20 protein-coding genes, 1 pseudogene and 1 riboswitch are annotated in these 25,801 nt (G+C 68.3%); of the genes and pseudogenes, 2 read left to right on the plus strand and 19 right to left on the minus strand.

Annotation, left to right across the window (positions count from 1 at the left end):
* Positions 1-13 precede the first annotated feature (13 nt).
* A complete protein-coding gene (locus AC0KS4_RS11295) occupies positions 14-1,663 on the minus strand; it encodes an acetolactate synthase (protein ID WP_238955869.1) in 1,650 nt (549 codons plus the stop codon).
* Between the two features lie 69 nt (positions 1,664-1,732).
* Between AC0KS4_RS11295 and AC0KS4_RS11300 the strand changes: the two genes are divergently transcribed.
* A complete protein-coding gene (locus AC0KS4_RS11300) occupies positions 1,733-3,652 on the plus strand; it encodes an ABC transporter ATP-binding protein/permease (protein WP_238955870.1) in 1,920 nt (639 codons plus the stop codon).
* Positions 3,653-3,719: 67 nt separating this feature from the next.
* Here the strand turns inward: AC0KS4_RS11300 and AC0KS4_RS11305 are convergent, their stop codons facing one another.
* The 3 genes from AC0KS4_RS11305 to AC0KS4_RS11315 form a co-directional block, all read right to left on the minus strand.
* Positions 3,720-5,213 carry an FAD-binding protein gene (locus AC0KS4_RS11305; RefSeq protein WP_225329225.1) on the minus strand — a complete coding sequence of 498 codons (1,494 nt, stop codon included), beginning with the start codon at positions 5,211-5,213 and terminating at the stop codon, positions 3,720-3,722.
* Positions 5,210-5,713, minus strand: coding sequence for a VOC family protein (locus tag AC0KS4_RS11310; RefSeq protein ID WP_225329224.1), 504 nt, complete (start codon positions 5,711-5,713; stop codon positions 5,210-5,212). The genes AC0KS4_RS11305 and AC0KS4_RS11310 overlap by 4 nt, the downstream gene beginning before the upstream one ends.
* 132 nt (positions 5,714-5,845) lie before the next feature.
* Positions 5,846-6,529 carry a TetR/AcrR family transcriptional regulator gene (locus AC0KS4_RS11315; RefSeq protein WP_225329223.1) on the minus strand — a complete coding sequence of 228 codons (684 nt, stop codon included), beginning with the start codon at positions 6,527-6,529 and terminating at the stop codon, positions 5,846-5,848.
* Positions 6,530-6,651: 122 nt separating this feature from the next.
* Between AC0KS4_RS11315 and AC0KS4_RS11320 the strand changes: the two genes are divergently transcribed.
* Positions 6,652-7,098, plus strand: coding sequence for a nitroreductase/quinone reductase family protein (locus tag AC0KS4_RS11320; protein WP_225329222.1), 447 nt, complete (start codon positions 6,652-6,654; stop codon positions 7,096-7,098).
* An 18-nt stretch (positions 7,099-7,116) separates the two neighbouring features.
* On the opposite strand, the gene AC0KS4_RS11325 is transcribed toward AC0KS4_RS11320, so the two are convergent.
* The 15 genes and pseudogenes from AC0KS4_RS11325 to eccD form a co-directional block, all read right to left on the minus strand.
* Positions 7,117-7,794, minus strand: a complete 678-nt coding sequence (locus AC0KS4_RS11325; RefSeq protein WP_225329221.1) for an Rv1815 family serine proteinase — start codon at positions 7,792-7,794, stop codon at positions 7,117-7,119.
* Positions 7,795-7,888: 94 nt separating this feature from the next.
* Positions 7,889-8,824 carry a sterol desaturase family protein gene (locus tag AC0KS4_RS11330; protein ID WP_238955871.1) on the minus strand — a complete coding sequence of 312 codons (936 nt, stop codon included), beginning with the start codon at positions 8,822-8,824 and terminating at the stop codon, positions 7,889-7,891.
* Positions 8,825-8,855: 31 nt separating this feature from the next.
* Entirely contained in the window at positions 8,856-9,572 is a 717-nt protein-coding gene (locus tag AC0KS4_RS11335) for an MgtC/SapB family protein (protein ID WP_225329219.1), read from the minus strand.
* A 121-nt stretch (positions 9,573-9,693) separates the two neighbouring features.
* Entirely contained in the window at positions 9,694-10,011 is a 318-nt protein-coding gene (locus tag AC0KS4_RS11340) for a DUF732 domain-containing protein (RefSeq protein WP_238955872.1), read from the minus strand.
* Positions 10,008-11,399: a PPE family protein gene (locus AC0KS4_RS11345; protein ID WP_238955873.1), complete on the minus strand. Its 1,392-nt coding sequence runs from the start codon at positions 11,397-11,399 to the stop codon at positions 10,008-10,010. The genes AC0KS4_RS11340 and AC0KS4_RS11345 overlap by 4 nt, the downstream gene beginning before the upstream one ends.
* Before the next feature lie 163 nt (positions 11,400-11,562).
* Positions 11,563-12,807, minus strand: coding sequence for a PPE family protein (locus AC0KS4_RS11350; protein WP_238955874.1), 1,245 nt, complete (start codon positions 12,805-12,807; stop codon positions 11,563-11,565).
* A gap of 283 nt (positions 12,808-13,090) precedes the next feature.
* Positions 13,091-13,414 (minus strand): DUF732 domain-containing protein, encoded by a 324-nt coding sequence (locus AC0KS4_RS11355; protein WP_225329215.1) that lies wholly within the window; start codon positions 13,412-13,414, stop codon positions 13,091-13,093.
* 112 nt (positions 13,415-13,526) lie between these two features.
* The gene (locus tag AC0KS4_RS11360; protein WP_238955875.1) at positions 13,527-13,853 is read right to left on the minus strand and encodes a DUF732 domain-containing protein; all 327 of its coding nucleotides are present in this window, start codon (positions 13,851-13,853) and stop codon (positions 13,527-13,529) included.
* A gap of 58 nt (positions 13,854-13,911) precedes the next feature.
* A complete protein-coding gene (locus tag AC0KS4_RS11365) occupies positions 13,912-15,315 on the minus strand; it encodes a PPE family protein (RefSeq protein ID WP_238955876.1) in 1,404 nt (467 codons plus the stop codon).
* 67 nt (positions 15,316-15,382) lie between these two features.
* Positions 15,383-16,642, minus strand: a complete 1,260-nt coding sequence (locus AC0KS4_RS11370) for a PPE family protein (protein WP_225329212.1) — start codon at positions 16,640-16,642, stop codon at positions 15,383-15,385.
* A gap of 802 nt (positions 16,643-17,444) precedes the next feature.
* Positions 17,445-18,613 (minus strand): annotated as a pseudogene (locus AC0KS4_RS11375) (PPE family protein).
* 437 nt (positions 18,614-19,050) lie between these two features.
* Positions 19,051-19,226: riboswitch (M-box (ykoK) riboswitch) on the minus strand.
* An 84-nt stretch (positions 19,227-19,310) separates the two neighbouring features.
* Entirely contained in the window at positions 19,311-21,140 is a 1,830-nt protein-coding gene (eccA5, locus tag AC0KS4_RS11380; protein ID WP_043954905.1) for a type VII secretion system ESX-5 AAA family ATPase EccA5, read from the minus strand.
* Complete coding sequence (eccE, locus tag AC0KS4_RS11385) at positions 21,137-22,336, minus strand: type VII secretion protein EccE (RefSeq protein WP_238955877.1); 1,200 nt, start codon at positions 22,334-22,336, stop codon at positions 21,137-21,139. Before eccE ends, eccA5 begins: the two co-directional genes overlap by 4 nt.
* Before the next feature lie 19 nt (positions 22,337-22,355).
* Positions 22,356-24,182 (minus strand): type VII secretion-associated serine protease mycosin, encoded by a 1,827-nt coding sequence (locus tag AC0KS4_RS11390; RefSeq protein WP_225341295.1) that lies wholly within the window; start codon positions 24,180-24,182, stop codon positions 22,356-22,358.
* Positions 24,160-25,671 carry a type VII secretion integral membrane protein EccD gene (gene eccD / locus AC0KS4_RS11395; RefSeq protein ID WP_238955878.1) on the minus strand — a complete coding sequence of 504 codons (1,512 nt, stop codon included), beginning with the start codon at positions 25,669-25,671 and terminating at the stop codon, positions 24,160-24,162. Before eccD ends, AC0KS4_RS11390 begins: the two co-directional genes overlap by 23 nt.
* Between the last annotated feature and the right edge of the window lie 130 nt (positions 25,672-25,801).

A 25,801-nucleotide genomic window follows, 5' to 3' on the forward strand; every position in this document is an offset into this window, starting at 1 on the left:
CCGCGCACTTCCATCACGCGAGGTTGGATCGGCGTGGATAGGCGACGTTCGGGTCGGTGAGCACATTGACGACGGCGGGCAGGCCGCTGGCGAAGGCCCGTTCCAGGGCGGGCCGCAGCTCGCCGGGCGCGGCGACCAGCTCGCCGTGGGCGCCCAGGGCGCGCGCCACCTCGTCGTAGCGGGTCCCCGGGCGCAACTCGGCCACCACCGAATAGCCGTACAACGCCTCCATGGGGTGCTTTTCCAAACCCCAGATTCCGTTGTTGCCGATCACCGACACGACGGGCACGTTGTGCCGGACCAGGGTGTCCCATTCCATCCCGCTGAAGCCGAACGCGCCGTCGCCCTGCAACAGGACCACCTGGCGCTCCGGCCGGGCCAGCTTGGCGGCCAGGGCATAGCCCGGGCCCGAACCCAGGCAGCCGAACGGCCCGCTGTCCAGCCAGCACCCCGGCAGATAGCTGTCGATCACCCGGCCGGCGTAGGACCCGAAATCGCCGGCGTCGATCACGACGATGGCGTCGCGGTCCAGCATGGGCGCCAACTCCGCGTACACCCGCATGGGGTGCAGGGGGACGCGGTCGTCGGCGAGCTCGGCAGTCTCCTTGGCGCGCGCCGCGGTCTCGGCCGCTCGCAGTTCCTCGATCCACTCTCGGTGCCCGGCGCCGCCGGCGGTGGCCAGCGCCGCCAGGATCGTCAGCAGGTCGCCGTAGAGCTCGGCCTGCACCGGCCGCGGATGGCGTCGCTCGGGTTGGACACGGTCGACCACGACGAGCTGGGTCTGTTGCCCGAACACCGCGCCGAAGCCGAGCCGGAAATCCATCGGCACGCCGACGATCAGCGCAACGTCGGCCTCCCCCAAGGCTTTTCCGCGCGCCCGGGAAAACGCCAACGCATGGTCGGCCGGGACCGCGCCGCGGGCCATCCCGTTCATCAACACGGGGATCTGGAGTTCCTCGGCCAGGCGCAGCAGCGCGGCTTCGCCGTGCCCCCACCACACGTTGGTGCCGGCCATGATGACAGGGCGCTTCGCCGCCGCCAGTAGACCGACGGCTCGGGTCAGCGCCTGGTCATCCGGTGCGGGCCCCGGCGGCACGTCGACGAGGGCCCCGGGGCGCCCCAACACGTCGGGGTCGTCCGACATGGAGAACACGTGGTCCATCGGGAAGTCGACGAAACCCACGCCCGACGGCGCACCGACCGCGGCGCGCAACGCGTCATCGACGAGGCGCCCGGCCTCGTCGGCCGACTGCGCGGTGGCGGCGAACCGCGCCAGCGGCGCCACGAACGGCACGTGGTCGATCTCCTGCAGCGAGCCCATCCCCCAGCGCTGTGCCGGCGCGCGGCCGCCCAGCACCACCAGGGGCGACTGGTTCTGCTGCGCCGCCGCCATCGCGCTCATCCCGTTGGTGATGCCCGGCCCCGCGGTCAGCGCCGCCACGCCCGGGCTCCTGGTCACCTTCGACCAGCCCTCGGCGGCGAAGGTCGCGGTCTGTTCGTGGCGGGTGTCGATCAGCCGGATACCCTCGTCGCGGCAGCCGTCGTAGATCGAGAACAGGTGACCGCCGGACAGTGTGAAGACGGTGTCGATTCCGCTGGCCCGCAGGCGCCGCGCGACGAGGCGGCCGGCATGTACGGTCTGGCTGGACAGATCGGCGCTCATCTCGCAGCCTAGCGAGAACCGCTCGGGTAGCTTGCGGGGAAGTGCCGACCGCAGAAGGAGACGCCGAAATTGGACTCGAAGCTGTTCAAACCGTCCATCGATTGGTCGTCGGCATTTCAGGATTCCCTGCAGTGGCTCGCCATCGCGTGGGTCATCGGTGCCGTCTGCCTGTTGGCCGCGCTGGTCGCCGCCAGGTATCTGACCCCGTGGGGCCGCCAATTCTGGCGGATCACGCGCGGCTACTTCGTCGGGCCGACCAGCGTCAGGGCGTGGCTGGGGCTCGGTGTGCTGCTACTGCTGGTGCTGTTCTCGGTCCGGCTCAACGTGCTGTTCAGCTATCAGAGCAACGACATGTACACGGCGTTGCAGGTGGCACTCAAAGGGCTCGCCACGGGTAACGACGAAGTCAAACATTCCGGGATCCACAACTTTTGGGTCTCGCTCGGGATCTTCATCCTGCTGGCGGCCATCTTCATCGCCCGGGTGATCCTCGACATCTACCTGACGCAGCGGTTCATCATCGCCTGGCGCATGTGGCTGACGGGCCATCTCACCGACGACTGGCTCGCGGGCCGGGCCTATTACCGGGATCTGTTCATCGACAAGACGATTGACAACCCCGATCAGCGCATCCAACAGGATATCGACATCTTCACCGCGGGGGTGGGTGGCACCCCGAACATCCCGTCCAACGGGACGACCAGCACCCTGCTGTTCGGTGCCGTCAACGCGGTGGCGTCGGTGATCTCGTTCGCCGCGATCCTGTGGAACCTGTCCGGGGACTTCGATCTCTTCGGTGTGAACGTGCCGCGTGCGATGTTCTGGACCGTCCTGGTCTATGTCTTGATCGTGACGGTGGTCGCGATTTGGCTTGGGCGCCCGCTGATTTGGCTGAGCTTCAACAACGAGAAACTCAACGCCGCGTTCCGTTACGCCCTGGTGCGGTTGCGCGACGCCGCGGAGGCGGTGGGCTTCTACCGTGGCGAGCGCGTCGAACGCACCCAATTGTGGCGGCGCTTCACGCCGATCATCGACAACTACCGCAGGTACGTCCGCCGGACCATCATCTTCAATGGATGGAACTGGTCGGCGACGCAGACCATCATTCCGCTGCCGTTGGCGATTCAGGCGCCGCGCCTGTTCAGCGGGGAGATCGCTTTCGGCGATGTCACCCAGACCGCGCAGGCTTTCGGCAACATCAACGACTCACTGTCGTTCTTCCGCAACAACTATGACGCGTTCGCGGCCTTCCGGGCGGCGATCATCCGTTTGCACGGCCTCGTCGACGCGAACGACAAGGGCCGCGCGCTGCCCACCATTCTCGTCAAACCCAGCGAGGAGACCGCGGTCGAACTGCGCGGCATCGAGGTGCGCACGCCGGAGGGCGACCAGCTGGTCGACTCGCTGGACATCCAGCTCGATTTGGGCGACAGCCTGGTGATCACCGGACGCTCCGGAGCCGGCAAGACGACGCTGCTGCGCAGCCTGGCCGAATTGTGGCCGTACGCCTCGGGAACGCTGTGCCGTCCGGATGGCGACAACGAGACGATGTTCTTGTCGCAGTTGCCATATGTGCCGCTCGGCACTTTGCGCACCGTGGTGTGTTACCCGAATTCGCCGGACGGCGTCTCCGATGACCAACTGCGCGACGTGCTCACCAAGGTTGTTCTGGCGCCGCTCATCAGCCGGCTGGACGAGGAACAGGACTGGGCCAAGGTGCTGTCCCCCGGCGAGCAGCAGCGCGTCGCGTTCGCGCGCGTCCTGCTCACCCGGCCGAAGGCGGTCTTCCTCGACGAGGCGACCTCCGCGCTGGACGCCGGCCTGGAATTCGCCCTGTATCAATTGGTTCGGGCGGAGCTGCCGGAGTGCGTCATGGTCAGCGTGAGCCATCGGCCCGCCGTCGAACAGCACCACGAGCAGCAGCTCCACCTGCTCGGCGGCGGCGCGTGGCAGCTGGGGCCCGTCGAAAAGGAGCCCGCGCAGGTCTAGCGCCTACGCTGCCCCGGCCCTTAACGCCTGCGCGCCGCGTACACTCCGGCGCTGGGTCGTCGCGCGCCTACGCTGCCCCGGTCCGCCGGGCCGCGTGCGCTCCGGCGCGGCGCCCGAAGAACGATCCCTCACCCAGCTGCGTCCCGCTCGCGTAACCCTTGCCGTCCTGGGCGAGGTTGGACGCGCACGCGCCCGCGGCGTACAGGCCGGGCACCACGGTGCCGTCGGCCCGCTGCACCTCGCCGTCAACGGTCACCGCGAGGCCGCCGATCGTGAAGCCCGAGTACATCGCACGCCCGAGCGACAGATCGAACACCGCCCACGGGCCGTTGTCTTGCGGCGCAAGGTATTCCGGCTGCTTGTGGAAGTCGGGATCCTCACCGGCGGCGGCGAACTCGTTGTAGCGGTCCAGGGTGGCCGCGAGGTTGCCGGCCGGGATGCCAAGCGCGGCTTCCATTTCCGCGATCGTCTCGTAACCATCGAGGAAACGGATCAGCGGCATCGCCGGCATCTCCGTGTGCGCCTCGTCGACGACGAGGTATGCGGTCTGCTCCGGCTGCTCGAGCACGAAAGCCGAAGTGCGCGAATGGTAGGAGTCCTCGGCGACGAAGCGCTTGCCCTCCTTGTTGACGATGACACCGGTCAGCAGGATCTCGGGCGGGTAGGCGGCCGCGGTGATGAACAACTCGTCCATGTGCTTGGTGGCGCCACCCGCCGAGACCCCCATCCGGATGGACAGCCCGTCGTCGTTGGGGTTGCCCAGGATGTAGGGCGCCGCGAGGCCGTGGTGCTTGGTGCGCCGCGGCTGGCCCAGAGCGGGAGTGTGCTCGGCGACCATCTCCGGGTTCATTGCGAAACCACCGGCCGCGATGATGACGGCTTTGGCCTTGATGGCGCCCGTTTCGGTGAAGTGCTTCCAGGCGACGCCGACCACGGCGCCGTCGTCGTCCAGGATGAGATTGGTGGCGCCGGTCTCGTAGCGGGTCTGCACGCCCAGCGAGTCGGCCCGCTTCACCAACAGGTCGATGACCATGGCCGCGCCGCCCAGCTCGCCGGGGACCGGCACGGAGTGCCCGCGCGGCGCCGGCTTGGCCCGCTCGCAGAAGGGCCACACCTTTTCGTTGCCCGTGTAGCTGAGTCCCTCGGTGCCCGGCGGCACGACGACTTTGCCCGGGTAGTAACTGCGCTCGAACTGAAAGCCCAAGTCTTCCAGCCAGTTGAAATGCTCGACGCTGCCGTCGCAGTAGGCGCGGATCTTGTCGAGTTCGGGCTCACGCGAGACCTCGACGAGATACTTGTACATCTCCTCGGCCGAGTCGTCCTGACCGGTCGCCTGCTGCACCGCGGTCCCGCCGCCGAGGTAAAAGTGGCCCCCGGCAAGCGAAGTGGTGCCGCCGGCCGCGGCCGCGCGTTCGAGCACCAGCACCCGCGCCCCTTCGGCCGCCGCGCTGACCGCGGCGCAGCCGCCGGCGATGCCGAAGCCGATCACCAGTACGTCGACCTCGTCGGACCACGACGTCACGTCGTTGGCACTGACTGTCGCCGGAATCTCGGTGCTCATTGGCGCTGCTCCTGTTTGATGTAGTCGTAAAACGCCCTCATTTCGGGCGCGATGTACGCGAACTCCACGAACGGCACACCCGCCTGTGGCGCCGCGACGTAGGCGAACTGGATTCCGCCGGGCATCACGCCTTGCTGCACGATCGCGGCGCCTCGCTCGGCCGCCTGGACCAACGCCGCCTCGAATTGCTCGGGGCTTTCGGCCTCCATGCAGATGTGGTGCAAACCCGGCCCGCAATCGCGCAAAAAGTCACTATAGATGTTCTCGCCGCGCACCGGTTGGATCAGCTCTAACTGCATGTCGCCGAGGTAGCTCAAAGAGATGCTGGCGACGAAATCGGCGGGCTTGCCGTGGTAGCTGCAGGCTTCCGGAGCAAAGTGCACGTCGGGTATTCGCACCCACTTCCGGACACCTAACAGGCCGGTGAGCGCCGTTTCTGTGGCGTCGAGGTCGGCGGTAACCCACGCGATCTGCGTTGGCGATTCAACGGGAAGGGTCATCGTCTCGCAGAATAGTCCAGCCGCCGGGCCGCCAGAAAGGGGCCGAACGACTTTGCCATGCCGGGCCGTTCCGCGCCGGAAATCCCCGGGTGAACACGTTCTAATTCCGTGTGTTCGCCGGTCCCCGGGGCATCAATGTTGGCTCAGCACATCCACCAGCAGCCGCAGCTGGGCGTCGAAGATCTCCTCCGGGTCGGTGAGGGTGTCCGTGCCGTATTGCCCGAACACCTCGAGGCTGATGGCGCCGAGCACCCCGGCCCATAGCAAGAAGCACTTGGCAAGCACCTGATCGTCACCGGGGAATCCGAATTCGTGTCGAATCCGCTCGAAGTCGGAGGACATCGGTTGCGGCGCAAGATCATTGGTGAGCCGGATGTCCCCGGTGGCGATGCCGGACGCGACGGCGTCGAACAGGGCCGCGACCACCCGGGTGCCGACGGCGACCGTGCGCTCCGGCGGCGCGTGATAGCCGGGGACCGGACTGCCGTACAGCAGGGCCCAGCACGCCGGGTGGGCGACGGCCCACCGCCGGGTCGCCCGCGCGATGGCGGTGACGTCGTCGCTCCACAGCTCCCCCGCGGTTTCGCGGGCGCGTTCCACGGTGTCGGCCAGGTCGGAATAGGCGTCGACCAGCAGCAAGGTCAGCAGCTCGTCGCGGCTGGAGACGTAGCGGTACACCGCTGAGGAGACCATGCCCAGGTCGCGGGCTATCGCCCGCACCGACAATCCGGCCGCACCGCGCTCGACCAGTTGGCGGCGACCGAGTTCGATGATTCGCGCCTCGATCTGTTCCCGTGACTCCTGGCGTTTGCCCACGCGATCAGTCTGACACAACCGAGAACACTGCTCTTGCTTTCTGGAGCGCGTTGTGGCAGCTTCATCAGAAGTGAGAGCGCCGCTCTCAACAATTCTGACGGGATTAGCCGAGAGGATGCACCATGTCCACGCGTTATGAGGAGCCGAACCGGGCCGCCCGCGCGGCCAACCTGGCGATCCGCTGGCTGGCCGACGCGGGGATCAGCATCGCCGGCACCCGCGCGCTGCGCGTTCGTGGGCGCAAGTCGGGCAAGCAGCGCGCGGTCGTGGTCAACCTGCTGACGGTCGACGGGGTGGACTACCTGGTCTCGCCCCGGGGCAACACCCAGTGGGCGCGCAACGTCCGGGCTGCGGCCGTCGTCGAGGTGGGTCCACGGTGGCGTCGCCAACGCGTTCGGGCCAGCGAGGTCGACGACGCGGTCAAGCCCGATCTGCTGAGGCGTTACCTGGCCCGGTGGTATTGGCAGGTCAAGGATTACGTCGCGGGGCTGACGCCGGACAGCAGCGACGAGCAGTTCCGCGCCGCGGCGCCGACGATTCCGGTGTTTGCGCTCACCAAGGCGGGCTGAGGCGATCCGGCCGGGCCGCTAACGCGCGTTGTCGCGCGCCCCGAGATCCTCGCGGACCTGCTGCGAGGTGGCCCCCCACGACACCGCCGCCGGAAAGTCCCCCCACACGCTGTTGAAGATCCCGACGAGCTGTCCCGGGCCGCCACTGGGCGCCAGATACACCGGCCCACCGGAGTCACCGTTGTGGCTCTGCACGCCGTTGGACATGGTGAACCAGCCGTTGTTCACGCTTTGCACCGTCCCGCAGGTTTCCCCGGTGATCACGCCGTAATGACAGATCGGCTGCCCGGGCGTCAGCGCCAGGCCGGGGTCGGAGACCAGCGGACGACCGCCCGGCAGGATGTTGTTCGCCGTGACGTCGTTGTCCAGCACGATCGCCTCGTAATCGTTGATCACCTGGCTCGTGGACACCGTCGTCCCGCTGGGTGTGTTGTCCCGGAAGGCCGCCAGACGGCCGATCACGGCGCCGCCCCGATCCGTGACCACTCCGCCCCCGCCGCGGCAGTGTCCGGCGGTGAACGCGACTTTCAGGGCGGGGTCGACATATCCCAACGTGCAGACGCGGTTGTCCTGGCGTATCTCCATGCCGGGATACACCACGACGTCCGCTTTTGCCGGCGCCGCCGGCAGCAAGGAGGCGAGCGCCGCGACAGTAACCGACGCGGCGAAGGCGCGCATTGCCAGGCGATGCACCATTCACTCCGATCCATCGGGCGGATACCGACGGGAGGTCGAGGTTACGGCGTAACCGGCCTCCACGTTCAGCTTTTCGCGCCGGGCAGCGCCGATGTTACAGAGTGGTCACGAGCGGGGCCGTCGCACCGGTTTGACCGGCGGTGCGCGGCGCCCAGCCGGGCGGGCCGAACACGTAGCCCAGCCGGTCCCGCAGCCGGGTGGCCGTCCGCCAGTCGCGGGCGATCGCAACGTATTCGCGCGTCTGCAGCTTCCAGATGTTGAAGGTGTCCACCTGCTTCGTGAGGCCGTAGTGCGGGCGGAACAGCTCGGGCTGGAAGGTGCCGAAGAGCCGGTCCCAGATGATGAAGATGCCACCGTAGTTTTTGTCCAGGTACACCTTGTCCATTCCGTGGTGCACCCGGTGATGCGACGGTGTGTTGAAGACGAACTCGAACGGCCGGGGCAGCTTGTCGATCCGCTCGGTGTGGATCCAGAACTGGTAGATCAAGTTCACCGAGAAACTGAAGAACACCATCCACGGCGGAATTCCCAACAGCGGCAACGGAATCCACATCAAGATCTCGCCGCTGTTGTTCCATTTCTGACGCAGCGCGGTGGCGAGGTTGTAGTACTCACTGGAGTGGTGGGCCTGGTGCGTCGCCCACATCAACCGCACCCGGTGGGCGATTCGGTGGTAGGCGTAGTACAGCAGGTCGACGCCGAGAATAGCGATCACCCAGGTGTACCACTGGGTCGCCGACAGGTGCCACGGCGCCAGGTAGGCGTAGATCGCGGCGTAGCCGAGCAGGGCCAGCGTCTTCCAGCCGGCGGTGGTGGCCACCGAGACCAGCCCCATCGAGATGCTGGTCAGCGAGTCGCGGGTGCGGTGCGCCCCCGAAGCCGGACGCTCGGCGTCGGCCGCGAGGTGTTCCAGCTTGCGGGCCGCGGTCCATTCGAGGGTCAGCAGCAACACGAAGAACGGAATGGCGAACAGCACCGGGTCCCGCATCTGCGGAGGCAGCGCGGACAGGACGCCGGAAAGGGCACTCACACAGGTAAGACTACGACGAACGCCGTGATGCTCACCGGCGATCGTCGGACTGCACGTCGTTCCCGGCATACCACTGGACCGCCCGAACGCCGGGCAGCAGGGAGAGCTCTGCCACCAGCCGCTCCAGCCGGGCCGGGGCGTCACTATCCATCAGCAGGTGGGCGGTCAGGGTGATCTCGTCGTCGGCGGGATGCCCGGTGTGGATCCCGCGAAGCGTGATGTCATTGCCGCCGGCATGCTGGACGATCTGGGCGCGCGCGTACTTCTCGTGCTTGGGGCGGCAGACCACCTGCACCAGATACGGCAGCAGGCTTTCGTCTTCGTCGGCGCTGTTATCGCGGTCGATGAGCCGGCCGAGCGGGCGCCCCAGCACATGAATGCCGATGACCGTGCCGGTGCCGATCAACGCGAAGACCAGGTGCCCGGAAGCGGCCAGCACGCCGATGGCCGCTGAGCACCACAGGGTGGCGGCCGTGTTGAGGCCCCGGACGTTGACCCCCTCCCGCAAGATCACCCCACCGCCGAGGAAGCCGATACCGGACACCACATAGGACGCGACCCGGGTCGGGCTGGAATCCGAGGTGGCCGCCGCGTAGAGGACGAACAGGGTTGCGCCCCCGGCAACCAGCGCGTTGGTGCGCAGGCCGGCCCGACGGGCCCGCCACTGCCGTTCCAGGCCGATGAGGGCGCCGCAGCCCACACCGACGCCCAGGCGCAGCGCGAAATCGACGGCGCTCAGCGTTTCCACGACCCGCTCCTTCCCGGTTGCAGACGGCGAAGGGAGCCAACCAAATCCGGGTTAACCGCAAGTGGAGCCCAACCGAACCGCTGGCGTCGGGTATGTCCCCCGGCGGGCGGCGAGTCTCAGGCTAACCGGCTTTGGGCGTGAGGTGGTGGGGGCAGTAGGCGTTCGATGCGAGTGCCGCGAATTTGGCGGCGGCGTCCATCGTCATGCCGGGATTTTGGTCCTTGATGTCGCTGACGACCTGCAAACCCGTTTCGCCCCTGCCCATCAACCCGCACACGGCCTTGGCGGACGTGATGACTTGGCTCGGGCTGCTGTAGGTGATGCCGGAGTTGCTGAGGTTGGCCAAAAACGCCGCATCGTCGCCCTCGGGCTCGGCGTGCGCGGGCGCCGCGAAACCGACCACGCCGGCGGCGCACAGCAGCGCAACGAGACTTTTCATGCCGATCCCGCCTTTCCGAGAGTTGGCAACGTCACCTTGGGCTTGTCTCCGCCGGACACGTGCACCGCATGGATGCCGGGTTTCTTCGACAGTTGGTCGAGCAGATCGTCGAGTCCGGCCTTGTCGACGTTCCAGTGCTGCACGGCTTCCGGTTGCTTTTGCAGCTTCGCGATGACGTCGTCGAGTTTGACGGGCTCGGCGGGCTTCGCCGCGCCCCCGGCGCGGGCCCCCCTGCCGCTCACGACCTGCGGCGTGACGGCGCCGAGTGCGCCCCCGGTCAGGCTTCCCAGCGCCATCTGACCCAGCAGGCTGCCCGGAATTCCGGCCGCGGGCGCCGCGGCGATGCCGGCGCTCGGCGCCAGGCCGCTGGCCAGCCGGATGGCCGGGGTCGCCGACGCCCAGGTCGGTGGCACCGATAGCTTGCCCACCACGTTCGCCTCGCCCATGCCCGCCGATACCGCGCTGGTCAGGCCCGCGCCGGCCGACCGCATCCCGAGCCCGGCTCCCAGCGCGGACTTCGGGATGTCCAGGCCCTCAACCGGGAGGTTGTAGAAATACTTGAACTCGGTCATGCCGAGATTGATCGGAGCCAGGGCTTCGCTGGCTACCGTGTTGAACCGGCCGATGTCGGCCAGGATCCCGAACGTGTTCTGCCACGTCGTCCCGGCCAACGGTGACCCGGTCAGGGTGTTGAGCACCTGGTCCCAGAAGTCCATGTAGCCGCGGGACGCGTTGCCGATGGCCTCGAGCAGCTGGCTGATGATGCCCGACGGTGGGGCCGCGGCCTCCGCGGTGGCGGCGGTGCCGCTTGCCACGCCGGTTGCCTCGCCCAGCGCGGCCGCCTGGGCGGCGATCCCCGTCGGGTTGGTGGTCTGGGGTGGCTCGGTGAACGGTGCCAGTCGCGTGGCGGCAGCGGACGCGCCGGCGTAGGCGTACATCGCGGCGGCGTCCTGGGCCCACATTTCCCCGTATTCGGCCTCGGTGGCGGCGATCGCTGCGGTGTTCTGCCCAAAAGCGTTGGTAGCCAACAGCGTTGCCAGCCGGACGCGGTTGGCCGCGATCTCGGGCGGCGGCACCACCGCCGCGAATGCGCTCTCGTAGGCGCCCGCGGCCGCCGTGGCTTGGACGGCCGCCGTCTTGGCCTGCGCCGAGGTCGCCGACATCCATGCGACGTACGGCGCGGCCGCCGCGGCCATGGCGGCTGCCGACGGGCCGGCCCACGCCTCGTTGGCCAGGCCCTCGACGATCGAGCCGTAGGACGACGCCGTGGACTGCAGTTCGGCCGCGAGCGCGTCCCACGCGGCGGCGGCCGCCAACATCGGCCCCACCCCCGGACCCGTATACATCTGGCCGGAGGTGATTTCGGGTGGCTGGAAGGCGAAAGTCATGGCGATGGCCTTCCCGCGCCTGCCGGGCCGGTGGCCGCCGCGGACGAAGCGAGGGTGCCGGCAAACATCGCGTGCAGCGCGGGCGTTTGCGGCGGTGGAGTCACGGCTGACATGGGCCGTCCTGCACGGTCGAACGCGGTCTGAGGTGTCATGTCGAAGCCCCTCAATCCGCCGGCACCACGATGATCGTGGCGGTGGTCGCGACGCCGTCGGCGGCCGCCGCGGCGACGCCGGTCGTGCCGTTGCTAACGGTGCGCACGCCGGCGCCCGCGAGCGCGCGTCCGGCCACGCTCGCCATGGCCATCTCGCCGAACATCGCCCCCTGCGCCGTGGCGGTCATCGGCGGGACGGCGCCCAAACTCGCACCCGGCAGTATCGACGCGATCGTTTTCATCACGGGCGCGGCGGTGGCCCAGGCTTGGGGAACCGACAGCGATCCGACCAGGGTCGCGCGGCCCATCGACCCCGCCACGCCCCCGATGTCCGGTGTCACCGCGGAGACGTAGCCGCCCCGCAGCGGCGCCAGCGGCGAGAGTCCCCCGACGATGTCCTTCCCGCCGCCGAGCAGTTCGGCGACACCCGGCGCGTTCTGGGCTACGCCTAAGGGCTGGAGGGCGAACAGGAACCAGCCGCCGGGCACGATGAGTGCCCCAATGGGGCTGTAAGCACCGGTGACAGCGGCGAAAAAGGGCCGCAGAGCGGCCGTAATCGGGTAGATGGCTTCGATGATCGACGCCGCCGGCGTCGCCGCCGCGGCCGACGGGGTCGTCGCCAGGGCTTGCAACATGATGGGCGCCGCGTTGACCATCGCTGACAGCTCAGATTGGAGATCCGAACCGGCGCTTTGCGCCACGGCGGCGGATTGCCGTGCCGCCGCGGATGAATCGGTGGTCTGCGGCGGCTCGGTGAAGGGCGCCAGCTGCGTGGCCGCCGCCGACGAGGCGGCGTAGGTATACATCGCCACGGCGTCCTGCGCCCACATCTCGGCGTACTCCGCTTCGGCCGCCGCGATGGCCGCGGTGTTCTGGCCAAGGATATTGGTGGCGATCAGCGTCATCAACAGGCTGCGGTTGGCGGCAATCACCGGCGGGGGAACCGTCGCGGCGAACGCGGTCTCGTAGGCCGCGGCAGCGAGCCGGGCCTGCGTCGCCGCCTGCTCCGCCTGGGCAGCGGTCGCCGTCGCCCACGCCACGTACGGCGCGACCGCGGCGCTCATCGACGACGCTGCCGGTCCCAGCCAGGACCCCGCGGTCATGCCGGCGACCGTCGAGCCGTAGGCCGCCGCGTAGGAATACAGTTCGGCTCCTAAGGCATCCCATTCCGCGGCGGCGACCAGCAAGGGCCCCGATCCGGCACCCACGTACATCCGTCCTGAATTGACCTCTGGTGGCAGCGCCCCGAAGTCCACCCATTGCCTCCCGTCCTTCTGGCGCCAGGGTAGGAGCGGATACGCGGGCATCCCGCGAACAAGGTGCGGCTCACATGGAATTCATGAGATTCGCCGATGGAGCATATGTGTATTCCATGTGTTTACGGCAGCGCTGCAAAGCGTCCTTCGGCTGAGAAATTCTCAGGATCGGCAGTCCGCTCCGCCAACCGCTGATGCCAGCGAGGTGAATGCGCGCCGCGCGCAAGGGATTTCGGGCGCGAAACCGGCCCGGCCGATTGCACGGTCGCCGCGTGCTACGCAGCTATCTTCTGTTAAGTTGCTGCGGGCAATAGAATTTCGCCGCGATCGCCAAGAACGACGTCGCGTGGTCGTCGGTGAGTCCGGGGTTTTGGCTCTTCAATTCGTCCACCATTTGGGGGCCCAACTCGCCGTTTCCCATCGACACGCAGACGGCTTTGGCGAACTTTACGGCCCCATCCGGGGTCGCGTACGTGATGCCCGCGCCGCGCAGCGAAGCGAGGAACCCGGCCTCGTCGCCACCGGTCGACCCCGGTTCGCCATGCGCGAGCGGGGACAGACCGATGGCGGCCGAAACGCCGACGCCCAGCGCCAGCAGCAGTCTCATGACTCGAGATTCTCCCATGCCGCCGCGACGCGCGCAGCGCCCAGCCTCGAGGCCGCAGACATGCTGCGCGACAAAACATTCAGCGTCACCGGCCCGAAGGGCCGCCTGCGGATCAGGCTTTGGAGAGCTGGTTGGGGCAGTAGAACTTCGCGGACAGCACAGCGAAATTCGACGCCATCTCCATATCCATGCCGGGGTTGCGGGCCTTCACGTCGTGGACGACCTCCAATCCCGGTTCACCGTTGTTCAAGCACGAGCACACGGCCTGTCCGGCGGCGACGGCCGAACCCGGGCTGGCGAAGCTGAATCCGGCTTGGTGCAGCGCCGTGATGAAGCCGCCGTCGTCACCGTTCGGTTCTGGCCCGGGATCGGCGTAAGCCGGTGCGGCAAGGCCGATCATCGCGAACGCACCCAGGAGCGCCAGTAGTTTTGTCATCACTCATCACCCTTCTGTCATCACGCGCGGCCGGCGGCGTGAACACGGATTGCGCTGTCCCCTAACCCGACTGGGCGTCGGTCGGTAGGACGTTGGACTTGCCCCCCTTTTTCAGATGCACCGCGTGGATGCCGGGTTTCTTGGCCAGCTGCTCGAGCAGCGCGTCGAGGTTTTCCTGATCGACGTTGTGGTGCTGCACGCTTTCGGGCTTCTCCGAGATCTGTGCGACAAGGCGTTTCAGCTGTTCGGGCGATTGCTTGTCCTTGAGGTCCTTGATCGCGGCCATCCGGTTGCGCACCCCACCGCGGACCGCGGTGGGCCCCCCGGAGCCCAGCGCGCTGCCCAGCATCCCGGCCAGGCCCATCGAACTGAACAGGCTTCCCTCGCCCAGCGCCGCCGCGGGCACGGCCTCGGTCCCGGCGGCCGACAGGGCGGCCGCGACGGTCCTCACCGACGGCGTGGCCGTGGCCCAGCTGGGCGGGATCGAGAGCTTGCCCACCAGGGTGCCGGCATTGCCCATGCCGGCGATGGGGCTGATCGCGCTGTAGAGCGTCCCGCGACCGAAGCCCAACGCCCCAAGCCCCGCGCCGAGAGCGTCCTTGGGCAACGCACCGTACGCGACGGGAGGGGCGAACTTGAGCCACTGTGACAGCGGAAAGTTGACCAGCAATCCGACGTCGTTGAACTGGGTGGTCAGTCCCAATGGCACCTTCACGGCGTTGTACATCGCGGTGTAGAAGCTCGCCCCGCCCGGGACGGTGTTGAAGAGATTCGTCATGAACGTCTGATAGAGGTACGCCAGGTTCGCCGCCCCGGAGAAGGGCCCGCTGTAGGGCAGCGTGGTGGTCGCCGCCGTCGCCGCGGCGTTCGCCACGTTGGCGGCGGGGGTGCCGGCCGCCGACGTCACCGCGGCCGCTTGCATCGGTTCGGCCGCCGCGCTGGTGGTCTGGGGCGCCGGGCTGAACTCCGTCAATTTGTTGGAAGCGGTCGCCGAGGAGGCGAAGTAGGTGTCCATCGCCGTGGCGTCCTGCGCCCAGAACTCGCCGTATTGGGCCTCGTTCGCGGCGATCGCGGACGTGTTCTGCCCGAAGAGGTTCGTCGCCACCAATTGCGCCAGCAGCGCCCGGTTTTCGGCGATCACCGCCGGCGGCACATGGGCGGCGAAGGCCGCCTCGTAGGCGGTTGCCGCTTCGGTGGCCTGGGTCGCGGATTGCGCGGCGGCGGCGGCGGTTTGCTGCATCCAGGCCACGTACGGGGCGGCCGCGGACGCCATGGCAAACGACGACGGACCCGCCCAGGGGCCGGCGGTCAGGCTCGAGATCGTCGCCGCGTAGGAGGTCGCGGTGGACTGCAATTCGGTGGCCAGGCCCTGCCAGGCCGTCGCCGCGGCCACCAGCGATCCGGCGCCCGGGCCGCTGTACATCCGGCCCGAATTGAACTCCGGCGGAAAGGCTCCGTAAAACATCCGTGTTACCCCTTACCTCGGAATTCGAGCGAAAGCACCTGGCTGCCATGCGGTTTGGTCATCGCGGTCATTCCTCGATGCACGGGATCACGATGATGGTGGCCGCGGCCGGATCGGCCTCCGCGGCAACGCCGCCCAGCGCTCCCATTGCCGTGGCGGCGCCGCCGACCGGACGGGTTGCGGCGGCGGCGACGGCGCGTCCGGCCAAGCTCGACAGGGCCATCTGGCTGAAGACGCCCTCCTCGCCGGCCAACGCGGCCGGCGCCGCCGCCAAGTTCGTCGGCAACCCCTGGGCCAGCGTTCGGATCGCCGGGGCGGCTTCCGTCCAGCCCTGCGGCACCGACATGCCGCCGACCAGAGCGGCTTTGCCCATCGATCCCGACACCTGCCCCGCCCCGACCGCGGAGCTGAGCATGGGCTTGACGGCATCGGCGCCACCGGTGAGCGGGGCCAACGCGCCCGAGATGGCTTTCGGCCCAGCCAGATAGGCGGCCGCGCCCTGCCCGTTCTGCCCCCAGGCGTACGCCTGGCCGAACGACAGGAATGGGCCGCCGGGGATGGTGGTCCACGACTGCGGCGAGTACACCCCGGTCACCACCGACCAGAACTCGTTCCAGTTGGTGATGAAACTCGGCGTCGTCAGTTCGGCGGATGACGTTCCCGACGAGCCGGCGTTCGCCACGGATTGCACCGCAGGCTGCAGCGTGCCGCTCAGGTGCGACAGCTGGGTGGCGGTGGTGGTGCCGGACTGGCCGCTACTCTGAGCGACCGCTGCGGCTTGGGCGGGCCCGGCCGAATCGTTGGTGGTGCGCGGGGGCGGTGCGAACGGGGTCAGCTGGGAGGCGCTCGCCGAGGATGCCGCATAGCCGTACATCGCGGCGGCGTCCTGCGCCCACATCTCCATGTAATGGGCCTCGGTGGCGGCGATCGCCGGGGTGTTCTGGCCCAGGATGTTGGTGGCGACCAACGTGGCGAGCAGGGCGCGGTTGGCCGCGATCACCGGCGGCGGCACCGTGGCCGCGAATGCCGCCTCGTAGGCGCCGGCGGCGAGCTTGGCCCGCGCGCCGGCTTCCTCGGCCTGCGCCCCGGTCGCGTGCATCCAGGCGACGTAGGGGGCGGCCGCGGCCGCCATCGCCAGCGACGAGGGGCCCGTCCAGGGGCCCGTCGCGAGCGTCTCGATGGTCGAGCCGTAAGACGCTCCCGTCGTCTGCAATTCCGCGGCCAACTCGTCCCAGGCCGCGGCGGCGGCCAGCAGCGGCCCCGATCCCGCGCCGACATACATCCGCCCCGAGTTGAATTCGGGTGGGTACGCGCCGAAGTCCAGCATTCAGGACCTCCTCGAGTCTCGGCCACGCTGAGCGCGGCGTCGGGGGCCGCGCGTCGACAAATTCGCGCCTGGAAGGGAATTCACGAAGCATGCCTTCGACTGCGGGCGCGCATTTCGCGGGTTGGAAGACAGCAAGCCCTACTCTCCTAGCTGCAAACCGGCGCCATAAAGGGCGGATGAATGAGTAGTCAAGCCACGCTGCTATCGCAATGACGATGTTGCACCGTTGGTATTCAGGCGGCGTTCCCGCCAGGTAAAGCCGTGTAAAACATCGATGTCGCAGCCTTCAGTGCCGGTGTGAGAACGGCGCATGACATCCTTTCGATTAGTGGCGCATATCACCTGGTATGCGCGCGTCGGGCGGGGTTGGGCGTTCTGATGTATTGCTTCGAAGGTGTCCGCATTGCGACGCGACGCGACGACCGAAAAACTTTCTTTATCAACGATGAGTTCTGGCTTTCGGAATCGCCAAAGGACGATTCCGCGCCATTTTCGCGGAAATGCGATTAAGCCCAGTTCGAGCCGACGGCGTCGTCATCGCCGAACTGGCGGTTGTGGTCACGCTGTGTCCTACGGGGTCCGTTCATACCACTAGACGCGGCCAGTCTGCTGTGGCGCTGGTGGGCCACTGACAATTTCCTGTGGGATGAATTCCCGTAAGGCGCAGCGGCTTTCGGGTGTGACACAGACCTCTCGGCGCACGGCGGCGGCGCGATCGGCACCACGAATTTTTCCATCCGCCGTTGTAAAGATCGGGGCGGTAACGGTTTTCGCCCCAAAGCCAAGGGCGCGTGCCGGAGACCTATCCGGCCGCGGGCGGGCGCACCACGAAATTCGGCCGGAAGCCGTACTGCGGGATGGCGCGTCCGAGTCCGTGGCTGCCCATGGGGCTGAACGGCATACCGGGCAGGCCAGCCGCCATCGCCGGAGGTGGAGCCACCATCGGGGTGCCGCCCAGCGCCGGCCCCAACGGGCTGGCGACCGGCGCGGGAGGGGCCCAGCTCGGCGGCACCGACAGCGGACCGACCAGCGACGCCCGGCCCAGCCCCGCCGAGACCGATGCGCCCGCATTGCCCACGCCCGCCAAACCCGACAGTCCTTGGGCGCTTGTGCCGATGCCCGTCGCCGCCGGCGCCCCGCTGGCGATGTCGTTGAGCGCGCCGGCGCTGGCGCCGATCAGCGTCGAGCTCGTCACGCTCTGCACGATCTGGGCTGGGTTAATTGCGCCGGTCGACGTGATCGTGTTCCAGAAATTGCTGTTCGGGTCCAGGATCGACGACACGCCCGACGTCGAGGGCGTCGATGATTCCGTCGGTGACGACAGGGTCTGCAGCGCATTGGGCACGGCGGTGTTCAGCTGCGACAACGTCGCCTGCTGGTTTCCCGCCGTGGTGCCCGTCGCCTGGGCGACCGCGGCGGCCTGGCGGGCTTGGCCGTCCTGGCTGGCCGTTTGCGTCGGGTCGGTGAACATGGCCAGGCGGGTCGCGGCACCGAGGAGCCGGCGTAGCCGTACATGGTCGCCGCGTCCTGGGCCCACATTTCGCCGTACTGCGCCTCGGTGGCCGCGATCGCCGGCGTGTTCTGGCCCAGCATGTTGGTGGCGACCAGCGTCGCCAGCTGCGCACGGTTCGCCGCGATCACCGGCGGTGGCACCGTGGCCGCGAACGCGGCCTCGTAGGCCGCCGCGGCGGCTTCGGCCTGGGCCGCGGCCTGCTCGGCTCGCGTGGCGGTGGTGCTCATCCAGGCCACGTACGGCGTCGCGGCGGCGACCATCGCCGCCGATGCCGGGCCGTGCCATTCCTCGCTCGCCAGCGACGAGAGCGCCGACCCGTACGACAGTGCGGCCGAACGCAATTCCGCGGCCAAGCCATGCCACGCCGACGCGGCGACCAGCATCGGGCCCGACCCGGGTCCGGCATACATACGCGCGGAGTTGATCTCGGGTGCGAGCATTGCGAAGTCCACAAACATTTCGGGCCCCCTCCCCTAGCTCGCTGCGATCGTGTCGGCCATCGCCCGTGCCCCTGACGTCCGGCACATGGCGTCGACGCTGAATTGTGTTGCGGTTGACGCTGATAACTCAGCAACGGCTTCGCAACGCGTCATCGGAAACGACATCGGAGTTCTCCTCACTGAAGAGACCGAACTCAGCCGTGATGTGCCAGTCGGGCTAATTCCGCGCACACTCGCGCACGCACGCGAAAAGCGTTGGCGTGCGCGAGAATAAGTGGAAGGAGCCGATCAGGCTACGAAAGGTGGCCGGGGTCGGATCGCAACGAAATGGTCATCGATCTGGGATGCGGACTATCACCGGAACTCATTTCGCTCCTCACCTCCTCGCGGCCAGGGCATACGGGGATGCCATACGTCGCACACGGGGAGAAGCGCCCAACGCGAGAACCGTTGGGCGGGCACCCCTCTCGTCAGAGCTTCGGCACCACACGGCGTATCCGCCTCACCAGAGCCGGAAGCCACTTGGGCTCAACCCTTAATCCGGGAGGAGCTGTCCTGACCCTGGGCGTCTCTCGACGTTCGAGGTCAGTGGCCTATGTCCGTGCAGACGCCTCACCTAGCGAGGTGCTTGCACAGGCCATGGTGGCACCCGGGATTCGTTGAGTCAAATTGACGTGCAGCACAATCCCCATGCCCGCCGAGCCCGGCTACGCCGCTAGTCCGACTTCTCGGCCACCGCTGCGCTGAGGCCCTCCGCGAGATCCTCGCGGGTCAGCTCCTTGAACCGCAGCAGTTGGCGCTCGGTGAACTCGGTCACGTCGCTGGCCAGGACCGCATCCAGGTCCTCGTCGTCCAGACGGAAACTGCGATGATCCCGGGCCTTTTCCACCACGTTGCGCACGAAGCCGGCATTGCCGAGCGTATCGATGCCGCGGATGAGATCCCCGTCTTCCGAATACGTTTCGTCGAGATAGAACTTGGTGTACGACGGCAGCAAGGCCTGCGCCGACTCATCGGTGATGACGTCTTCGTTTTCCTGGCCCATCAGCCGGGTCAGCGCGACGAGTTCGTCCGGGGTGTAGCTGAAGAACTCGATCACGGTCGAAAACCGCCGTCGCAGACCCTGATTCACTTCAAGCATCTTGTCCATGGCCTTGGCGTAGCCAGCCCCGAAAACGACCAGCTCGTCGCGATGGTTCTCCATGTACAACAACAACGTGTTGATGATGGCGTTGCCGTAGGGATCGCCCTGCTGATAGCCCTTCTCGTGCAGCGTGTGCATCTCGTCGAAGAAGACCGCACCGCCCAGGGCGCCCTCGAGCATCTCCTCGGTGTTCTTCTCCGCGTCGGCCATGTACCGGCCCAGCAGCTTGGTGCGGCTGGTCTCGACGACCACCGGTTTGCGCAGCACGGTCAACCCACACAGCTGCTTGCTGAAAGCCCTTGCCACCGAAGTCTTTCCGGTCCCCGGCGGACCGAGCAGCAAGGTGTGGCGCGACGTCACCGGCACGGGTAGGCCCATCTTGGCGCGCGCCAGGTTCACCTTCGTCGTCGCCTTGATCAACTTGATTTCCCGCTTGGCCCGCTCCATGCCGAGCATGGCGTTGAGCTCGGCGTCGCCCTCGGCCAGGTACTTCGCCGCATCCTCGGCGTGGCGGGCGGCCTCCGTCTCCGCGCGGGTGGGCGCGCTGTCGGGGTCCCACGGGTCGGTGCGGGCCTCGATCGTTTCCGGGTCGGTCAGGATCAGGCGAAAGTTCGGGTTGTCCAGCGCTTCCCGGGCCGGGGTGAACTTCGGATCCCGCGAATACACGCGCCGCAGCAGCTCGACGGCCTCGTCCTCGCGGCCCAGATGGCGCAGGCACATGCCCTGGGTGTACAGGGCGATGTTGGCCGCGCCCGGTACCCGGTCGCCCTCGATGGCGTCCTGGCCCCGGCGCAGGGCCTCTTCGAACACGCCCAGCGAGGCAAGGGCCGTGGTGGCCATCGCCGCCCCGGCGGCCTTCAGCTCGGGCTGGCGCCACCCCTTGCCCTCGGCGAATTGGTTGAGCACGTCCGGCCACCGCCCGGTGCGGAAGTACAGGACGCCGCGCACGTAGCTGACCAGCTCCTCCTCGAAGGCCTGGCGGGGTTCGACGCCGTCGAGCAGCTTCGCCGCTTCCGCATAGCGTTTGGCTTCGGCAAGCACCGCGGCGTAGGCGCATGCCAGCGACTCCACGCTGGTCACCGCCAGCCGCAGGAACAGCCCGTCGGACACCTCCGGGCGGAACTGCAGCTCGGTGACCCCGAGGCGGCGGGTCTCCCACCCGAACGTCCGGATCGACGACCAGGCGCCGGCGAGCACGTCGAGGCTCTGCTCGCCCGCCAGCATCCGCGCCAGCCAGGCGTCACACATCGACGGGTCCAGGTTGGTCGCCGTGGTGAACATCTGCGACGCAACCTGCGGGTTGTGGCTGGGTTGCAGCCCGTTGACCGACACGCCCGACGCCAACAGGCCGGCGACCATCGCGTTACGGGCGCCTTCGGCGGTTGATTGGGGCCTCGTCATTGCGCTACAGGTACGCCCGCCGAGCTCCCTCGCAGCTGATCGACGGACAGCGCGAGGTCATCGTCGTCGGCGCGCAACGGACGGCTCGGCACCACCAGCAGTGTGCGGGCCGTCGGGGCGGGCAGGCTGGCTCGCACCGCGGCCAGCTGACGACCGGTGAGACGGTTGAGTCCCGACGAGACGTTTCTGCGCAGCCGCTTCTCGGTGTGGTATCGCACCCACGCCGACACCTGCGGACGGCCGCCGCGGGAGGTGAGCCGAATGGTCAGCACGGTGGCGAAAGTGTCGTCCTCCCAGAGCTCCTCGAGCTTGTCGGTGGTGATGTCCGACGGCGTCAGCCACAAGCTCGTCACGAACCCGTTGAAGTGCTTGAGGCGGCGCCACCCGGGCCGGCTCCAGGTCGGCTCCAGATCGGCGAGCACCGCGCGGTCGACTTCGGCGAGCTCCTCGGCGGTCAACGGCCTTGCCGCACAGGTCAATCCGTCGAGATCCTGAGCGAGCCGCTCGGTGGCGGCCACCAGGGTCGACGCGAGCGAATCGCGGGCCGCCACCGCGGCGACGTTGCGCTGCGGGTTCATCCGCAGCACCAGCCAGGTCCGGCGCACGTAGGAGGTGGGCTGGTCATTCGCCACCTCCCATTCCTCGGGGCCCCAGTCGTCGAGCTTGGACAACTCGGCGGCATTACCGCCGCGGCGCACCTTCACCGACACGATGTCGATGTCATCGAGGTGGATGTCGAACTGGCGCAGCCCCGAGGCGACGGCCTGCACCAGCAGCGTGGGGCGCGACGACCGGTGACGATGGCGCGACGCCGAATCGTCCTCGCCGCCGTTGACGGCGATCACCGTGACGAGCTGGCCCTGGTACTCGCGCACGCCGACCTTGTCGCGGCCGAATTTGCGTTGGTGGTCGATGGCCGGGGTGCAGCCGGCCGCCAGCGCGGAGCCCGGATCGGCGGACCAATCCCACAGCCAGGTCGCCAGCCCCGACGTCACCGTCAGGCCGTGGTAGGTGACCAGCGACAGCAGCGTGATCAGCGCGGCCAGACCGACCCCCACCCAAAAGGCGATGCGGTAGGTGCCCTGCCAGGTCTCCGGGCAGTGACTGGCCACCGCCATGATCACGACGTCGACCAGGAACACCGTGGTCACCCGCGGCCACGACAAAGACAACCCAAACCTGCGCTGCGCCTTCATGAGTGCTGCTGCTCCGCCCCTATTGCTGTTTCCGAGAACGCTTCATCAGCATCGCCGTGCCGAACACTCCGCCGCCGATGAGCAACGCCACGAACAATCCTCCGGCGGCAACCCATACTGGCACCATATCGCGGGGCGGGGCCGGTTTCGGAACGGTCAGCGGCGCCGACAGTTGCTGCGGCGGCTTCACCGGACCGTCGGGCACATCCCAGGTCAGTGCCGCGACCGGGTCGACGACCCCGTGGCCGACCTGGTTGTCCACGCCGCGGGCGGGAGCCCGGGCCGTGCGCGTCAACCGGTTGATGACCTGATACGCCGATAGCTGCGGGAACTTGGCGCGCACGAGCGCCGCAACCCCCGACACGATCGCCGCCGAGAAGCTGGTGCCGGAAGGAACCAGCAGCGTGTTGTCCGGTCCGTCGATCGCGTTGATCAGCCCGTCGTCGCGCGGCGAAAGCCCGACGACGTCCGTTCCGGGCGCGGCGATCCCCACCCACGGCCCGGCCACGCTCGTCGACGCCTGGCCCTGATTGCCCTGGCTCAGCGGGCGGCCTTCCTCGTCGACCGCCCCGACGGTCAGGACGTAGTCGCTGAACCAGGACGGCGTCACGACGGTGGTGACGGCATTCCAGTTGCGAGGATCGTTGGGCTGCAACGGATCATGAGGCGGGTTCTGCTTGCAGTCCTTTTTGCTGGTGTCGCCGGCCGCGGCCACGATGACGACGTTCTTGTCGACGGCCGCGTAGCGGACCGCGGCGCCCAGCGAGCGCTGGTCGATGACGTTGCGCGCGCTCATGCACGTCACGTCGGAGATGTTGATCACCGACGCGCCCATGTTGGCGGCGTGCACGATCGCCCGTGCCATCGTCTGGACGTTGTCGATCTTCGCCGACGTCTGCGGATCCTCATCGCCGGTGTAGGCGTCCTTGAGGCCGAAGGCCTGGCTGGTCTGCCGGATCGCGATGATGTCGACGTCAGGTGCGATCCCGCTGAACGCATCCGGACCACCCTTGGGGGGCGCGGGTGGCGGTGGTGCCGGCGGCGGCGGGTCGAGCGGACGCGGATTGTCTACCTCGACCACACGCCCACCACCGGAGTAGCCGGGGATGGTCACCGTGCCGGCGCCGTGGTTGCCCGCCGGGGCCTGCCCGCCTTGGGGGGGTCCGGGGGCGGGCCCGCCGGGCGCCGGGGCGGCCGGTGGCGGCGGGGGCGCCCCGAAGGGGCCCGGAGGCTGCTGCTGCTCCTGGGGCGGCGGGGGAACCATCGTCACGGTCTGGGGCAGCGGTGAGAGGGTCACCGTCTGCGGCGGTGGTGCTTTGGGCGGTGGCTCCGTAGTGGGAATGGTGACCGGCTTGCGCGGTGCCGCCGGCGGTACGCCCGCGCCGTTGGCCTGGGCCGCCCCGATCATCGACGCCACGATGGTGCCGTGCGCGTCGCAGTCGGACAGCCCGTCACCGGACATGATGTAGTCGCCGCCCGGGATCAGGTGCGGAAAGCGCGGGTGCGGGGTGACGCCGGTGTCGATGACGGCCACCTTCTGGCCGGCGCCGCGACCGAACTGCCACGCCTCCTGCAGATTGAGCATGTCCATGTATTTGGGCTGCAGCCGAAAATCGGTGCCGGGCAGCACGCCCACCTCGGTGCAGTACGAGTTCTGCTTCATCGGCGCCCCCGGCCCGGGCGGACCGTCCGGCGGCACCGCCGCGGCGTCGATCGTCGGAGGCGAGATCGCATACGCCGGCGGCAGATTCGCCAACGCGCCCGATGCGAGCAAGGCGGCGGTGACGCTCGCGGCGATGCCGCGGCCACGCCACACTTTGCCGTCAGCGGTAGCGGATTGCTGCATAGACATTCATCAACCACAATGCCAGCGGGAAAATTGGCATCAGGCAGAGGTATTCGATCCATTCCACGAATTTGCGGAATAGCGGGCTGTAGACGGTGTTTGGCACGACGGCCGCGGATGTCAGCCCCGCGACCGGCACCAAAACCAGGATCGCCGCGCAGATCGACACCGCCAGCGAGGACTGCAGCACGAGCGCGTAGCGCACCACGACAGCGCCGACGATCAGCACCCCGGTGCCGGCCAGGGTGATCGCCTGCCAGCGGTCGACGTACGAGCGGCCCCGCAGCAACAGGAATCCCGCGCTGAAGCCCGCCAGCAGGACCGGCAACCAGCGCTGCCCGGTGTGCGGGTCCGACAGGGCGGTCAGCGAGACGACCATCAGCACGCCGAGCCCGATCAGCAAACCCGACAGGAACGAACGGGCGCGTTCGGCCTGCGTCAGCACGTCGCGGACCGATGCGGGTCCCTCCAAAACCGGGGGGCCGCCGTCGTTGCGCACCACCGTGGTGGGCAGGTCGGGCCGAGCCTCGAACACCCATCGGCTGGTGGCCGACGGGAAGACGGGCAGGCGGATGCCGGCCAGCCGCCGGGAGATCGCGGGCGCACTCTGGTAGATCAGGACCGACACGAGCACGACGCAGGTCAGCAGCGTCACGGCGCTGGTCATGGCCACCATGCGCGCCAACGCGGCCACGGCCGCGATCGCGCTGACGGTGACGATCGCGGTGTAGATCGACAGCCGACGCCCGGTGAAACGCAGCGCGAGGATCGCGGCGATGGTGAGGACGCCGAAGCCCAGCACCGCGTGTGGCGACCCGACGCCGCCGGGCGGCGCGGACGCCGCGGCGATCGACAGCGGTGCGAGGCTGCTCAACAGCATGATGTCGGCGACGCGCCGATCCTGCTGGGTGGTCGCCCGCATCAACAGCAACAGCGAAACGCCCAGCATCAGCACGCCGATCACGCCCGCGTAGACGGTGGGCAGCCACGAGTTGTGGTGCCAGCGCCACCAGCCGAGCAGACCGGTCGCGGTCGTCACCCCGATGGCCACCATCGCCGCACCGACCTGCACGGCAACCACGGGGTCGATGGCGGCGAAGCGCTTGCTGAGGTCCGCGGCGACCGCGGTGGAGATGTGCTCGATGACCTGCGAGCGGTGCTCGGTGTCCGGGATGAATCGGATCCACAGCCGGTCGCCGTCGTAGACGTCCTGCTCGCTGAGCGATTGGGTGGCCCGCAGCGGCGAGCCGTCCACCAGGCACAGCGCCCATCGGCCCCGGCCCGCGGCTTCCAGCGGAGTCTCGCCGAGCTCGCGGAGCCGGCTGTTGACCACCTTCAGCAACGGGTCGGTCATGACCGAGACGGGGGCGTTCGCGTCCAGCAGGACGCCGATCTGGACGCCCGTGCCGGCCATCACGCCGACGACGACCGCCTGGGGCTGTGAGATGCCCTCAACGTCAGCCTGTGGTACTTCAACGACCGCAGTCATCGCCTTGCACTCCCTACCGTGATGAATGGGTGAGCCGGTGCCGCCGTCCGCGTGCCGGCCGGCGCCGGTGTACTCGCCGAGGTGCTGGGGTCCCCCCCGCAGCGCATTCCGACTAATTGGAATTCCATCT

The sequence above is a fragment of the Mycobacterium sp. NTMscope_MAC_12 genome (assembly GCF_976985675.1).

Coding starts and splice junctions, on each gene's coding strand:
- AC0KS4_RS11345 (WP_238955873.1), bottom strand. CDS start 11,399: ATGACTTTCGCCTTCCAGCCACCCGAAATCACCTCCGGCCAGATGTAT.
- AC0KS4_RS11310 (WP_225329224.1), bottom strand. CDS start 5,713: ATGACCCTTCCCGTTGAATCGCCAACGCAGATCGCGTGGGTTACCGCC.
- eccD (WP_238955878.1), bottom strand. CDS start 25,671: ATGACTGCGGTCGTTGAAGTACCACAGGCTGACGTTGAGGGCATCTCA.
- eccE (WP_238955877.1), bottom strand. CDS start 22,336: ATGAAGGCGCAGCGCAGGTTTGGGTTGTCTTTGTCGTGGCCGCGGGTG.
- AC0KS4_RS11325 (WP_225329221.1), bottom strand. CDS start 7,794: ATGGTGCATCGCCTGGCAATGCGCGCCTTCGCCGCGTCGGTTACTGTC.
- AC0KS4_RS11305 (WP_225329225.1), bottom strand. CDS start 5,213: ATGAGCACCGAGATTCCGGCGACAGTCAGTGCCAACGACGTGACGTCG.
- AC0KS4_RS11365 (WP_238955876.1), bottom strand. CDS start 15,315: ATGTTTTACGGAGCCTTTCCGCCGGAGTTCAATTCGGGCCGGATGTAC.
- AC0KS4_RS11370 (WP_225329212.1), bottom strand. CDS start 16,642: ATGCTGGACTTCGGCGCGTACCCACCCGAATTCAACTCGGGGCGGATG.
- AC0KS4_RS11295 (WP_238955869.1), bottom strand. CDS start 1,663: ATGAGCGCCGATCTGTCCAGCCAGACCGTACATGCCGGCCGCCTCGTC.
- AC0KS4_RS11355 (WP_225329215.1), bottom strand. CDS start 13,414: ATGAGACTGCTGCTGGCGCTGGGCGTCGGCGTTTCGGCCGCCATCGGT.
- AC0KS4_RS11390 (WP_225341295.1), bottom strand. CDS start 24,182: ATGCAGCAATCCGCTACCGCTGACGGCAAAGTGTGGCGTGGCCGCGGC.
- AC0KS4_RS11340 (WP_238955872.1), bottom strand. CDS start 10,011: ATGAAAAGTCTCGTTGCGCTGCTGTGCGCCGCCGGCGTGGTCGGTTTC.
- AC0KS4_RS11320 (WP_225329222.1), top strand. CDS start 6,652: ATGTCCACGCGTTATGAGGAGCCGAACCGGGCCGCCCGCGCGGCCAAC.
- eccA5 (WP_043954905.1), bottom strand. CDS start 21,140: ATGACGAGGCCCCAATCAACCGCCGAAGGCGCCCGTAACGCGATGGTC.